Annotated in this window: 15 protein-coding genes; 8 read left to right on the forward strand and 7 right to left on the reverse strand. The window is 67.0% G+C overall.

Going from position 1 to position 13,574, the window contains the following annotated elements; all coding sequences use genetic code 11:
• Window position 1: 1 nt before the first annotated feature.
• The gene (gene argJ, locus FHS96_RS02355; protein WP_429587704.1) at window positions 2-1,228 is read right to left on the reverse strand and encodes a bifunctional glutamate N-acetyltransferase/amino-acid acetyltransferase ArgJ; all 1,227 of its coding nucleotides are present in this window, start codon (window positions 1,226-1,228) and stop codon (window positions 2-4) included.
• A gap of 141 nt (window positions 1,229-1,369) precedes the next feature.
• Here argJ and FHS96_RS02360 point away from each other — a divergent pair, with 141 nt between their 5' ends.
• From FHS96_RS02360 to galU, 8 genes are all read left to right on the forward strand, one after another.
• Window positions 1,370-1,648 (forward strand): hypothetical protein, encoded by a 279-nt coding sequence (locus tag FHS96_RS02360; protein WP_429587705.1) that lies wholly within the window; start codon window positions 1,370-1,372, stop codon window positions 1,646-1,648.
• A gap of 112 nt (window positions 1,649-1,760) precedes the next feature.
• Window positions 1,761-4,514: a preprotein translocase subunit SecA gene (gene secA / locus FHS96_RS02365; protein ID WP_429587706.1), complete on the forward strand. Its 2,754-nt coding sequence runs from the start codon at window positions 1,761-1,763 to the stop codon at window positions 4,512-4,514.
• Between the two features lie 96 nt (window positions 4,515-4,610).
• Complete coding sequence (gene modA, locus FHS96_RS02370) at window positions 4,611-5,363, forward strand: molybdate ABC transporter substrate-binding protein (protein WP_429587707.1); 753 nt, start codon at window positions 4,611-4,613, stop codon at window positions 5,361-5,363.
• Window positions 5,363-6,040, forward strand: coding sequence for a molybdate ABC transporter permease subunit (gene modB, locus FHS96_RS02375; RefSeq protein WP_429589566.1), 678 nt, complete (start codon window positions 5,363-5,365; stop codon window positions 6,038-6,040). Before modA ends, modB begins: the two co-directional genes overlap by 1 nt.
• Window positions 6,033-6,650: an ATP-binding cassette domain-containing protein gene (locus FHS96_RS02380; RefSeq protein WP_429587709.1), complete on the forward strand. Its 618-nt coding sequence runs from the start codon at window positions 6,033-6,035 to the stop codon at window positions 6,648-6,650. Before modB ends, FHS96_RS02380 begins: the two co-directional genes overlap by 8 nt.
• Before the next feature lie 27 nt (window positions 6,651-6,677).
• Complete coding sequence (locus FHS96_RS02385) at window positions 6,678-7,676, forward strand: M48 family metalloprotease (protein ID WP_429587711.1); 999 nt, start codon at window positions 6,678-6,680, stop codon at window positions 7,674-7,676.
• Between the two features lie 56 nt (window positions 7,677-7,732).
• On the forward strand, window positions 7,733-8,281 hold the full coding sequence (msrA, locus tag FHS96_RS02390; RefSeq protein ID WP_429589569.1) for a peptide-methionine (S)-S-oxide reductase MsrA: 549 nt from the start codon (window positions 7,733-7,735) through the stop codon (window positions 8,279-8,281).
• A 193-nt stretch (window positions 8,282-8,474) separates the two neighbouring features.
• Window positions 8,475-9,341 (forward strand): UTP--glucose-1-phosphate uridylyltransferase GalU, encoded by an 867-nt coding sequence (gene galU / locus FHS96_RS02395; protein ID WP_429587712.1) that lies wholly within the window; start codon window positions 8,475-8,477, stop codon window positions 9,339-9,341.
• Window positions 9,342-9,572: 231 nt separating this feature from the next.
• On the opposite strand, the gene grxD is transcribed toward galU, so the two are convergent.
• The 6 genes from grxD to leuC form a co-directional block, all read right to left on the reverse strand.
• Window positions 9,573-9,905 (reverse strand): Grx4 family monothiol glutaredoxin, encoded by a 333-nt coding sequence (gene grxD / locus FHS96_RS02400; protein ID WP_429587713.1) that lies wholly within the window; start codon window positions 9,903-9,905, stop codon window positions 9,573-9,575.
• Between the two features lie 2 nt (window positions 9,906-9,907).
• Window positions 9,908-10,150, reverse strand: coding sequence for a BolA/IbaG family iron-sulfur metabolism protein (locus tag FHS96_RS02405; RefSeq protein ID WP_429587714.1), 243 nt, complete (start codon window positions 10,148-10,150; stop codon window positions 9,908-9,910).
• Window position 10,151: 1 nt separating this feature from the next.
• Complete coding sequence (locus tag FHS96_RS02410) at window positions 10,152-10,475, reverse strand: DUF1476 domain-containing protein (protein WP_429587715.1); 324 nt, start codon at window positions 10,473-10,475, stop codon at window positions 10,152-10,154.
• A 120-nt stretch (window positions 10,476-10,595) separates the two neighbouring features.
• Window positions 10,596-11,174: a 3-isopropylmalate dehydratase small subunit gene (gene leuD / locus FHS96_RS02415; RefSeq protein ID WP_429587716.1), complete on the reverse strand. Its 579-nt coding sequence runs from the start codon at window positions 11,172-11,174 to the stop codon at window positions 10,596-10,598.
• Between the two features lie 14 nt (window positions 11,175-11,188).
• Window positions 11,189-12,061 (reverse strand): N-acyl homoserine lactonase family protein, encoded by an 873-nt coding sequence (locus FHS96_RS02420; RefSeq protein WP_429587717.1) that lies wholly within the window; start codon window positions 12,059-12,061, stop codon window positions 11,189-11,191.
• Window positions 12,062-12,065: 4 nt separating this feature from the next.
• Complete coding sequence (gene leuC, locus FHS96_RS02425; protein WP_429587718.1) at window positions 12,066-13,499, reverse strand: 3-isopropylmalate dehydratase large subunit; 1,434 nt, start codon at window positions 13,497-13,499, stop codon at window positions 12,066-12,068.
• Window positions 13,500-13,574 lie beyond the last annotated feature (75 nt).

The following is a 13,574-nucleotide window of genomic DNA, read 5'->3' on the forward strand; positions in this document are numbered from 1 at the left end:
CTCAGCTCCGATAATCGGCGTTGATCGAGATATAGCCATGGGTCAGGTCGCAGGTCCAAACCGTCGCGCGGCCTTCGCCGAGACCGAGATCGACGCCGATCTCGATCTCCTTGCCCTTCAGGTGCGCGGCGACCGGCGCCTCGTCATAGCCGGCCAGCGCCAGCCCGTCGCGCGCGACCTGGGTAGCGCCGAAACGGATCGCGAGCCTGTCGCGCTCGGCCGGCTCGCCCGCCTTGCCGACGGCCATGACGACGCGGCCCCAATTGGCATCCTCGCCCGCGATCGCGGTCTTCACCAGCGGCGAGTTGGCGATACTGAGCGCGATGCGGTGCGCGCTGCGATCGGATTCGGCGCCCTCGACATCGATGCGGATGAACTTGGTCGCGCCTTCGCCGTCACGGACGACGAGGTGGGCAAGCTGCAGGCAGAGGTCCGACAGCGCCGACTGGAAGGCGTCCGCGCCGGCATCGTCCATGCTCGCCAGGGGCTCATTGCGGGCGGCGCCGGTCGCGAAGGCCAGCACGGTGTCGCTGGTCGAGGTGTCGCTGTCGACGGTGATGCTGGAAAAGCTCCGCCGGTTCGCGGCGGACAGCATCTGCTGCAGCAGTTCCGGGGCGACCGCGGCGTCGGTGAAGACGAAGCCGAGCATCGTCGCCATGTCCGGCGCGATCATGCCCGATCCCTTGATGATGCCGACCAGCGACACCGTCTTGCCGCCGACGACGGCATAGGTCACCGCCGCCTTGGGGAAGGTGTCGGTGGTCATGATTGTAGCCGCCGCCGCTTCCCAGTCGCAGGGCTCGGCGGTGAAGGCGGCGTCGAGCCCGGCTTCGGCCTTGTCGATCGGCAGCGGCACGCCGATCACGCCGGTCGAAGCGACGAACACGTCGGAGGGATCGCAGCCGAGATGCTGCGCGGTGCGGGCCGCGATCGCTTCCACCGCGGCGCGGCCGCGATTGCCGGTGAAGGCGTTGGAATTGCCGGCGTTGACCACCAGCGCGCGCGCCTTGCCCAAGGTCAGCGCCGCACGGCACCATTCCACCTCGGGGGAGGGACAGCGGCTCTGCGTCAGCACGCCGGCGACAGCGGTGCCCTCCGCCAGCTCTGCATAGGTCAGGTCGCAGCGATCCCACGCCTTGTAGCGCGCGCGGGCGACGCGCAGCGATACGCCTTCGATCGGCGGCAGTTCGGGAAAGCTGGCGGGCGCGAGCGGGGATCGATCGGTCATGCGCTCCTCTTGGTAGGGTCGAGGCGGGCTATAGGGGGGATGCGCGCAGGATGGAACATGGCGCGCGCGGCCTGCCCGTTTTGACTAGCCGAACCGCCGCACAGCACTTATGTGGCGAAGCGAAACCATGCGGGATCGACGTTGGAACTGCTGCTCTTCCTTTCTGCGCTGCTCGCCGGGCTGACCGGTGCGCTGACCGGCGACCGCCGGATCGAAGTGGCGCAGGTCGAGCAATCCGCGGTCGCCGGGATCGGCGCTGCGGTCGAGACGGTGGCCACGCGCGCCGTTGCGGTGCGCCGGGCCATTCCCCAGCCGCGCAGCCCGTTCGCCGTCGCGCGGGCGGCCCGCCTGTGGTTCGCCGGCGCCGTGCCCGCGCGCGCCATCGCAGCCGACCTGCTGAGCGTTCGCCGGCGGGAGTAAGCGCGCGCTGCCGCCGGCCCAGGGGTGATGCGGCAAGGGTTTTCGTGAACAGGGATGCGCCGTGGCGGCGGGGCCGCGCGGCGCGCAGGCCAAGACAAACAGGATAAGCAGCATGTTCGGTGGCATGGCCAAGGCCATTTTCGGATCGTCCAACGATCGTTACGTCAAGTCGCTCGGCAAGGTCGTCAACCAGATCGGTTCGTTCGAACCGTCGCTGGAGGCGATGTCCGACGAGGAGCTGAGCGGGCAGACGCAGCGCTTCCGCGATCGGCTGGAAGCCGGCGAGGATCTCGACGATCTGCTGCCGGAAGCGTTCGCGACGGTGCGTGAAGCCTCGCGCCGCGTGCTCGGCCAGCGCCATTATGATGTTCAGCTGATCGGCGGCATCGTCATCCATCGCGGCGAGATCGCCGAGATGCGCACCGGCGAGGGCAAGACGCTGATGGCGACGCTGGCCTGCTATCTCAATGCGCTGCCAGGCAAGGGCGTCCACGTCGTCACCGTCAACGACTATCTCGCCCGCCGCGACGCCGAGTGGATGGGCCAGGTCTACAACTTCCTTGGCCTCACGGTCGGCATCATCGTGCCCAACCTGCAGGAGGACCAGCGCCGCGACGCCTATGCCGCGGACATCACCTACGGCACGAACAACGAGTTCGGCTTCGACTATCTGCGCGACAACATGAAATATGATCGCGAGCAGATGGTCCACCGGCCGTTCAATTTCGCGATCGTCGACGAGGTCGATTCGATCCTGATCGACGAAGCGCGCACGCCGCTGATCATCTCCGGCCCGACCGACGACAAGTCCGAGCTTTATATGAGCATGGATGCGATCGTGAAGCAGCTGGTGCCCGATGATTATGAGGTCGACGAGAAGCAGCGCTCGATCATCCTGACCGAGGACGGCACCGAGAAGACCGAGCGGATGCTGGAGGCGGCGGGGCTGCTGCAGGGCAGCAACCTCTACGACTATGAAAACACCCAGGTCGTCCACCACCTGAACCAGGCGCTGCGCGCGATCGCGATCTTCAAGCGCGATACCGACTATATCGTGAAGGACGGCAAGGTCGTCATCATCGACGAGTTCACCGGCCGCATGATGGACGGGCGGCGCTGGTCGGACGGTCTGCACCAGGCGGTCGAGGCCAAGGAAGGCGTTCAGATCGAGCCCGAGAACCAGACGCTCGCCTCGATCACCTTCCAGAACTATTTCCGCATGTATCCCAAGCTTTCGGGCATGACCGGCACTGCCGCGACCGAGGCGCAGGAATTCTACGACATCTACAAGATGAACGTGGTGACGATCCCCACCAACGTGCCGGTGCAGCGGATCGACCAGGAAGACGAGTTCTACAAGAACACGCTCGACAAGTTCGGCGCGATCGCGAAGGCGATCAAGGAGCAGGCGGACAAGGGCCAGCCTGTGCTGGTCGGCACCGTCTCGATCGAGAAGTCCGAGCTGCTGTCGGACTTCCTCACCAAAATCGGCACCAAGCACAATGTGCTGAACGCCCGCTTCCACGAGAGCGAGGCGCATATCGTGGCGCAGGCCGGCCGCGCCGGCGCCGTGACGATCGCGACCAACATGGCAGGCCGCGGCACCGACATCCAGTTGGGCGGCAACCTCGAGTTTCGTGTGGAAGACGAACTGCGCGACATGCCGGAAGGGCCCGAGCGCGACGCGGCGATCGAGCGCATCCGCGCCGAGATCGCGGTCGAGAAGCAGCAGGTGCTGGAAGCCGGCGGGCTGTTCGTGCTCGGCACCGAGCGGCACGAGAGCCGCCGCATCGACAATCAGCTCCGCGGCCGTTCGGGCCGCCAGGGTGATCCCGGCCTCAGCCGCTTCTACCTCTGCCTTGAGGATGATCTGCTGCGCATCTTCGGACCGGACACCTTGTTCGCCAAGATGATGAACAGCAATCTGGCGGACGGCGAGGCGATCGGTTCGCGCTGGCTGTCGAAGGCGATCGAGACCGCGCAGAAGAAGGTCGAGGCGCGCAATTACGAGCAGCGCAAGCAGGTCGTCGAATATGACGACGTGATGAATGACCAGCGCAAGGTGATCTACGAGCAGCGCAACGACATCATGGACGCGGACACCGTCGACGACATCGTCGTCGACATGCGTGCCGAGACGGTCAACGCGATCGTCGCCGATGCCTGCCCGCCCAACACCTATCCCGAGCAGTGGGACGTCGCCGGGCTGAAGACGCGCGTGCAGGACGTGCTGGCGCTGGAGCCCGACATCGACGCGTGGCTGAACGAGGATCATGTCGATCCCGAGATGCTTGAGGAGCGCATCCAGGCCGCTGCCGACGCCGCGATCCAGGTCAAGGCCGCCGAACTGCCGGACGACACCTGGAACCGCGTGCAGAAGAGCGTCATGATCCAGAACCTGGATCATCACTGGAAGGAGCATCTGGCGACGCTCGATGCGTTGCGCGCCGTGATCCACCTGCGCGCCTACGCGCAGAAGACGCCGATCAACGAGTATAAGCAGGAGGCGTTCGCGCTGTTCCAGCGCATGCTCGACGCGATCCGCGAGGATGTGACGAAGACGTTGGCGCATGCCGAATTCATGATGTCGCCGCAGGAACTGCCGGACCTGCCCGAACTGCCGCGCATGCCGGACATCTTCACGACGCATATCGACCCGCTGACCGGCGAGGACGACACCAACGATATCGACGCCGGCTATGGCCTGGTGACGACGCGCCTGGCGCCGATGCAATATATTGCACCGGCGGACGATGCCGAGACACTGGGTGGCGATCCCGCCGAGTGGGAGGGCCGCGTCAGCCGCAACGCGCCATGCCCATGCGGATCCGGCAACAAGTACAAGCACTGCCACGGGGCGCTGTAAGCGCAGCCGTTCTCCTCCCCGGCGTTGCGCGTCGGGGAGGAATCGCGATGCCGGTGCCTCTCGCCTTCCGGATCGCAGCTTTGTATATCCCCGGATATGATCCGGAATCTCCTCCTGCTGTTCGCGCTGTTTCTCTCCGGCTGCGGAGCGGAGCCGCCCAAGGCACCCGTCGTGCTGGCCGCGGCGAGCCTGCAGGAGGCGCTGACGGAAGCGGCGGATGCGTGGGCGGCAGAGGGGCATGCGCGGCCGGTGCTGAGCTTTGCGGCTTCCTCGGCGCTCGCCCGGCAGGTCGAAGGCGGCGCCCCGGCGGACCTGTTCCTGTCCGCCGATGAGGAATGGATGGATGCGCTTGCCGCCAAGGGGCTGATCGACCCGGCGTCCCGCACATCCTTCCTCGGCAACCGGCTGGTCTTGATCGCGCCGGCGACGTCAAAGTCCGCGGTTACGGTCGGGCCCGGCATGGCGATCGGCGCCGCGCTGGGCGACGGGCGGCTGGCGCTTGCCGATCCCGCGGGGGTGCCGGCGGGCCGCTATGCCAAGGCGGCGCTGACCGCGCTTGGCGTGTGGCCCGCGGTGGCCGACCGGGTGGCGGTGGCGGAGAATGTTCGCGCGGCGCTGTCCCTGGTCGAGCGGGGCGAGGCGCCGCTCGGGATCGTCTATGAGACGGACGCAGCGGCATCGAAGAAGGTCCGCGTCGTCGGCATCTTTCCGGCATCGAGCCACCCGCCGATCGCCTACCCGATAGCACGCCTGAAGGCCGCGTCCGCACCCGAGGCTGAGGCGTTCCGCGCCTATCTGGTCGGCCCCGCGCTGCCGATCTTCCGGGCCCACGGATTTACCGCGCCTTGATGCCCACCGCGGCCGAATGGTCGATCCTCTGGCTGTCGCTCAAGGTCGGCATCGCCGCCGTGCTGCTGTGCCTGCCCTTCGCCTTCGCGCTGGCCTGGCTGCTGGCGCGGCGGCGGTTTCCGGGGCGGACGTTGCTCGATGCCGTCGTCCATCTGCCGCTGGTGCTGCCGCCGGTGGTGACGGGCTGGCTGCTGCTGATCCTGTTCGGGCGCAACGGGCCGGTGGGCGCGCTGCTGCACGATTGGTTCGGCGTCGGTTTCGTCTTTCACTGGACGGGGGCGGCGGTGGCGGCGGCGGTGATGGCGCTGCCGCTGATGGTGCGCGCGATCCGGCTGTCGATCGAGGCGGTGGACCAGCGGCTGGAGGGCGCGGCGCGGTCGCTGGGGGCGGGGCCGTGGGACGTGTTCGTCAGCATCACATTGCCGCTGTGCCGGCCCGGCATCGCCGCGGCGCTGGTGCTGGGCTTCGCGCGCTCGCTGGGCGAGTTCGGCGCGACGATCACCTTCGCCTCCAACATCCCCGGCGAGACCCAGACCTTGCCGCTGGCGATTTACACCGCGTTGCAGGCGCCGGGCGGGGAGGGGGCGGTGACGCGGCTCGCGATCCTCTCGATCATCGTCTCGCTCGCGGCGCTGCTGGGATCCGAGGCGCTGGCGCGCAGGCAACGCCATGCTTGAGTTCGACGCCTGGAAACGGCTCGGCGACCGCCGCGTGGGCGCGCGCTTCACCGCCGGCGGCGGCGTGACCGCGCTGTTCGGGCCGTCGGGCGTGGGCAAGACCAGCATCCTCAGCATGGTCGCAGGGCTGCTGCGGCCGGACGAGGGCCGTATCCTGATCGACGGCGACGCGGTGTTCGCGCCGGGCGTGGACGTGCCGCCGGAGGCGCGCGCGATCGGCTTCGTGTTTCAGGACGCGCTGCTGTTCCCGCACCTTACCGTCGCCCGGAACCTCGATTATGGAGCGGCGCGGGCGCGGGGGCGGACGCCAATCATCGGCTTCGAACAGGCGGTGGACCTGCTCGCGATCGGCCATCTGCTGGCCCGCTACCCCGCGACGCTCTCGGGCGGCGAGGCCAAGCGCGTCGCGATCGGCCGCGCGCTGCTCTCGGCGCCGCGGCTGCTGCTGATGGACGAACCGCTCGCCTCGCTCGACGCGCCGCGCCGTGCGGACATCCTCGCCGCGCTCGACCGCATCCGCGCCGAGGTGCGGCTGCCGATCCTCCATGTCAGCCACGATCGCGCCGAGGTAGATCGCTTCGCCGACGCCTTGGTTACCATCGACGGCTGACATTCCCCGCGCTATGCCCCGGGACCGATGCGAAAACCCCTGATCGCCCTGCTGCTGTCCCTCGCCACGGTGGTGGGGCCAGCGACCGCCGCGCCGCTTTCCGACGACACCGCGATCGAGGTGCTGCGCCAGTTGCGCGCCGACGATGTGCGGCTGGCGACCATTGCCGACCGGATCGCGCGCGCCAGTGCCGAAATCTGCCCGGTGACCCAGCCGCTGCCGGGCCTCGTCGTTCATGATCTCGGCCAATATACCAGCGGCTTCCGCGATGCCGCGCGCAGCCTGTTCGGCGGGGACAAGGGCATCGCGATCGAGGGCGTCGTGCCCGGCAGTCCGGCCGAGGCGGCGGGCGTGCAGACGGACGACAGGCTGATCGCGATCGACGATGCCCGCTTCGACGCGCTGCCGGGCGATGACGACCATATGCCCGTGGTGCGCGCCGCGATCGACCGCGTAATGGCGGACGGCAGCGGCCGGCTGGAACTGGAGCGCGGCGGCCAGCGCCTGGCCATCACCGTCACCGGGGTTCCGGGCTGCGCGTCGCGCGTCGAGATCCGCCCGTCCGAAACCTATAATGGCTGGGCGGACGGCACCACCGCGCAGCTCAGTTCGGCGATGGTCGACTTCACCCAGGATGATGATGAGCTGGCGACGGTGATCGCGCATGAGATGGCGCACAACATCCTGCGCCACCGCGCGCGGCTGAACGAGGCAGGGGTCTCACGCGGCCTGTTCGGGCAGATCGGGCGCAACGCGCGGCTGATCCGGGCGACCGAGATCGAGGCGGATCGCCTCGGCGTCTATCTGATGGCGCGTGCGGGTTTCGATCCGCACGCCGCCGCGCGCTTCTGGGATCGGCTGTTGCGCGAACATGGCGCAGGCATCCTGGCGGACGGCACCCATCTCGGCCGCGGCAAGCAGGTCGCGCTTGTCAGCGGCGTCGCTGCGGAGGTCGATGCGCTGAAAGCGGCGGGCAAGCCGCTGATGCCGCCACTGCTGGCGGGGCCGCTGCCCGCGCTCGATTGAAGCGCGGCCGCCTCCGGCCTATCTTGGCGGCACGAGAAGGAATGGGACACAAGAACATGGCGGAAGAAATCGCAACGCTCGCCGGGGGCTGCTTCTGGTGCGTCGAGGCGGTGTTCGACGATGTGATCGGCGTGACGTCGGTCGAGAGCGGCTATATCGGCGGCTGGCTTGAAAACCCCACCTACAAGCAGGTCTGCAACGGTGACACCGGTCATGCCGAGGCGGTGCGCATCCGGTTCGATCCGGATGTGATCAGCTATGACGACCTGCTCGATATCTTTTTCCACATCCATGATCCGACCCAGCTCAACCGCCAGGGCAATGACGTCGGCACGCAATACCGGTCGGCGATCTTCCCCCATTCGGAGGCGCAGCACGTCGCCGCCGAGGCTGCCAAGGCGCGCGCCGCGGCGGACTGGCCCGATCCGATCGTCACCACCATCGAGCATCCCAACACCTGGTATGAGGCGGAGGATTATCATCAGGAATATTTCGCGCGGGTGGGGGATCAGAACCCCTATTGCATGGCGGTGGTGGCGCCCAAGCTGCGCAAGTTCCGCAAGAGCTATGCGGCGCGGCTGAAGGAGGGCGTCGTCGCAGCCTGACGGCGCGGCCCCGCGAGTTGGTCAAGCCCGCGCGGCGTTCGGGCGAAACTTGCGCCGGATCGGTCACGGACCGGGTGGGCGGTATAAATGCATGTTAGGCAGGACGTTGTAACTTTCTGGAAATTGACTTCGCGTCAGGGTGCTTCCAGGGGTTCGACCCAAACTCGTGGACGATGAACAGGAGGAAGACGGAATGAAGCGCATTCGCAAGGCGGTGTTCCCGGTGGCAGGGCTGGGGACTCGCTTTCTTCCGGCGACCAAGGCCGTGCCGAAGGAAATGCTGCCCGTCGTCGATCGTCCGCTGATCCAATATGCAGTGGACGAGGCGTTCGAAGCCGGCATCGAGCAGCTGATTTTCGTCAACGGCCGCAACAAGTCGTCGATCGAGGATTATTTCGACCTCGCGTTCGAGGTGGAGCAGACGCTGTCGTCGCGCGGCAAGTCGCTCGCGGCGCTGGACGGCACCCGTCCGAAGCCGGGCTCGATCGTGTCGGTGCGCCAGCAGGAGCCGCTGGGTCTGGGCCACGCGGTATGGTGCGCGCGCGACATCGTCGGCGACGAGCCCTTCGCGGTGCTGCTCGCGGACGATCTGATGGTCGGCCAGCCCGGCTGCCTCAAGCAGATGGTCGATGCCTATGAGAAGGTCGGCGGCAATATCATCTGCGCGCAGGAAGTGCGCGACGACCAGGCGCATATGTATGGCGTTATCACGCCGGGCACGCGCGATGCGGCGCTCACGGAAGTGAAGGGCCTGGTCGAGAAGCCCGCGCCGGGCACCGCGCCCTCGAATCTTGCGGTGATTGGACGCTACATCCTGCAGCCCGAGGTGATGCGCATCCTCGAAGGGCAGGGCAAGGGCGCCGGCGGCGAGATCCAACTGACCGACGCAATGGCTTCAATGATCGGCAACCAGCCGTTCCATGGCCTGACCTTCGCCGGCACCCGCTATGACTGCGGCGACAAGGCCGGCTTCATCCACGCCAACATGGCGCTGGCCGCCGCGCGCGAGGACATCGGCGCGGCGATCCGCGAGATCGGCAAGCAGGTGTTCGCTGGCTGAGGATTAGGTTTTTCCTCCCCGGCGCGCAGCGTCGGGGAGGGGGAGTGTCCGGCCGCGTGCGCTCTCAACTTCCCGTCATCCCGGCCTTGAGCCGAAGAGATTCCGGGAGGAGCGCGATACGTGAGGTCGGCGCAAAAAGCCCTCTCCCGCACTTCGCGGGAGAGGGCTATCTGCGCGGCTTCAGCGCTGATGTAAGAATGGCAGCCCAAAAAAAGGGGGCTGAAATCAGGCTCAGCCCGCCTTGGCGACGCCCTGGTCGGTCAGGAGCTGCTGCAGCTCGCCGGCTTCGTACATCTCCATCATGATGTCCGAGCCGCCGACGAATTCGCCCTTCACATAGAGCTGGGGGATCGTCGGCCAATCCGAATATTGCTTGATGCCCTGGCGGATGCCCTGGTCCTGCAGCACGTCGACACTCTCATACTTCACGCCGAGATGGTCGAGGATGGCGATTGCGCGGCTGGAAAAGCCGCATTGCGGGAACAGCGGGCTGCCCTTCATGAAGAGCAGCACGTCGTTGCCCTTCACCAGCGCGTCGATGCGCGCAAGCGTGTCTTCGGTCATTCTCAAAGCTCCTTGTCGGGCGCGGCGGTGGTGAGCTGCAGCGCGTGCAGCACGCCACCCATTCGGCCGCCCAGCGCGGCATAGACCGCCTGGTGCTGCCGCACGCGCGGAACGCCGCGGAAGGTTTCGCTAACCACCCGCGCCGCATAATGATCGCCGTCGCCGGCGAGGTCGGTGATCTCGACATGCGCGTCCGGGATCGCGGCGACGATCATCGCCTCGATCTCATTGGCCGGCATCGGCATCTTATTGCGCTTCCATGAACTGGCGGCGCGCCTCGGCCGCCTTGTCCGACAGCGCCTGGCGCACGGTCGCGTCGTCGACCTCGACGCCGGCGGCGGTCAGGTCGCCCAGCAGCTTGCGGATGACGTCCTCGTCACCGGCTTCCTCGAAGTCGGCCTGGACGACCGCCTTGGCATAGGCGTCAGTCTCTTCCGGGGTCAGCTTCATCTGCACGGCGGCCCATTGACCGAGCAACCGGTTGCGGCGCGCCGTGATCCTGAACTGAAGATCCTGATCCATGACGAACTTGGCTTCGAAGGCCCGTTCGCGTTCATCAAAAGTGGTCATCGGCGTCCCTTGCGCAATGCGGCTCATGATCGAGCACGAAGATAGGATGGCCGGGGCCCCCGCGCAACGGCGGGCCGTTGCGCGTGCGCGATCATCTGCCTTTACCCCCGCCCGGTGAGATTACATCCAGGGCCGCTCGGCGGCGCGCTGCCCCTCATAACTCGCGATGCGGTCCGAAAGCGCCAGGGTCAAGCCGATCTCATCGAGCCCTTCCGCCAGGCAATGCTTGCGGAACGGGTCGATCTCGAAGCTGAAGCGATCCTGGAACGGCGTCGTCACCGTCTGGCTGTCGAGGTCGATATGGACCGGGTGGGTCTTCGCCACTTCGAGCAGCCGATCGACTGCGTCCTGCGGCAGCACCACCGTCAGCAGTCCGTTCTTGAACGCGTTGCCCGAGAAGATGTCTGAAAAGCTCGGCGCGATCACCGCCTCGATGCCGAGATCGGCGAGCGCCCAGGCGGCATGCTCGCGGCTGGAGCCGCAGCCGAAATTGTCACCGGCGATCAGGATCGGCGCGCCCTTATACTCGGGATCGTCGAAGATGTTGCCCGGTTCGGCGCGCACGGTTTCGAACGCGCCCTTGCCCAGCCCCGCGCGACTGATGGTCTTCAGCCATTTGGCGGGGATGATGACGTCGGTATCGACATTCTTCGCGCCGAACGGGATCGCGCGTCCCTCGATGCTGTCCACGGCCTTCATAATCAGTCCTGCACTCAGTTCGCCGATGCCGGGAATACCGGCAGCTTGATAATATCCTCGGGCTCGTGCTGCAGCACGAGCGTGGCGTTCATGTTGGTCGCCAGCCCCTTCAGCCGCCCGAGCGAGGCGAGCGACTGGGCGCGATCGGTGTTGAACCCCGGCACCCCGTCATTGACGAGATTGTCGTTGAAATGGGCTGCATCGCCCGAGATCAGCACTGCGCCTTTGTTGCGCAGCCGCACCAGCAGACCATGATGCCCCGGCGTGTGGCCGGGCAGCGACAACATCACCACGCTGCCGTCGCCGAAAACGTCCTTGTCGCCGACCACGCCTTCGGCCTCGCCGCCGCCGGTCAGCCAGCGGGCTAGCGGGGCAGGGTCGATGCGCGGCTGCGGGCCAGCCTTCAGCACATCGAGATCACCCTTGCCGATCATCAGCTTCGCGTTGGTCAACGCCGGCGCCTGGCCGATATGATCGCCATGATAATGGCTGATGCCCAGCAACCGGATCTGCTCGGGCTTCACGTCGATCTTGGCGAGCTGTTCGGGGATGGTGACGGTGAGCGTGAGGCTGATCGGGTCCTTCGCGCTGGTCGGCTTGCCCTTCAGGCTTTCCGATATGCCCGCATCCCACAGCATGTAATCCGCACCGTGGCGGATCAGATAGCAACTCGCGGCAAGCTGGCGGGAACGGCCAGTATAGGCGTGAACGTCCGAAAAGGCGTTGAGATCGTTGACGCGCACCGCGCCGCAATCCAGCCGCCACAACTGGACATCGGCGGTGCTCGCCGCTTCCTTGCGCGTCTGGTCGCTCTGCCCAGAGGCGGAGAAGGCGACGACGCCGCACAACGCCGCACCGCCGATCAACGCATACATCACCCGCTTCACGCGCTTACTCCCCCACAAGCTCCCGAACGTCGGTGAGCCGTCCCGTTATCGCAGCCGCGGCCGCCATCGCCGGCGAGAGCAGGTGGGTGCGCGCACCCGGGCCCTGCCGGCCGACGAAATTGCGATTGGACGTCGATGCGCAGCGTTCCCCCGCCGGCACCTTGTCCGGATTCATGCCCAGACACGCCGAGCAGCCTGGCTCACGCCATTCGAAGCCGGCGGCCACGAAGATGCGATCGAGCCCTTCGGCCTCGGCCTGCTTCTTGACGAGGCCGGAGCCCGGCACGACGAGCGCCTGATGGACGCCATCGGCGATGTGACGGCCGTTGAGCACCGCGGCGGCGGCGCGCAGATCCTCGATGCGGCTGTTGGTGCAGCTGCCGATGAAGATATTCTCCACCGCCACATCCTGCAGGCGGGTGCCCGGCACGAGACCCATATAGTCGAGCGACTTCTTCGCTGCCGCCTGCTTGGACGGATCGGCGAAGCTCATCGGATCGGGGACGACCCCGGTGATCGGCACGACATCCTCTGGGCTGGTGCCCCAGGTGACGTTGGGGGCGATGTCGCTCGCCTGCAGCGTGACGACGCTGTCGTAGCGGGCGCCGGCATCGGTCGGCAGCGTCTTCCACCACGCCACCGCCTTGTCCCAATGCTCGCTCGTGGGCGCCATCGGCCGGCCCTTGATATAGGCGAAGGTCTTGTCGTCCGGCGCGATCAGGCCGGCGCGGGCGCCGCCTTCGATCGACATGTTGGAGACGGTCAGCCGCCCTTCGACCGACATGTCGCGGATCACCGAGCCGGTATATTCGATGACGTAGCCGGTGCCGCCCGCGGCGCCGATCTTCCCGATGATCGCGAGCACGACATCCTTGGGGCTGACCGCGAAGCCGAGCGTGCCGTCGACGCGGATCTCCATCGTCTTCGACTGCTTGAGCTGCAGGGTCTGCGTCGCCAGCACATGTTCGACCTCGGAGGTGCCGATGCCGAACGCCAGCGCGCCCAGCGCACCATGCGCGGCGGTGTGGCTGTCTCCGCACACCAAGGTCGTGCCGGGCAAGGTGAAGCCCTGTTCGGGGCCGACGACGTGGACGATGCCCTGTTCGACGTCGGTCGCGCCGAAATAACGGATGCCGAATTCGGCGGTGTTGCGCTCGAGCGCGGCGAGCTGTGCCGCGCTTTCGGGATCCGCGATCGGGATCCGCCGGCCCTCGGCATCGAGCCGCGCGGTCGTCGGAAGATTATGATCGGGCACCGCGAGGGTGAGATCGGTGCGGCGGACCTTGCGGCCGGCGACGCGAAGGCTCTCGAACGCCTGCGGGCTGGTGACTTCGTGGACGAGGTGACGGTCGATATAGATCAGGCAGGTCCCGTCGTCGCGGCGATCGACGACATGGGCATCCCAGATCTTCTCATAGAGGGTGCGCGGTTGTGCCATAGTGGCGCCGCCCTAGCCGAGGCTTGCCGCCGGTGAAAGCCGCAGAACGCGGATTTCCCGATCGGCGATCACTGT

This window comes from Sphingomonas zeicaulis (assembly GCF_050433225.1).
Taxonomy (GTDB): domain Bacteria; phylum Pseudomonadota; class Alphaproteobacteria; order Sphingomonadales; family Sphingomonadaceae; genus Sphingomonas_D; species Sphingomonas_D zeicaulis.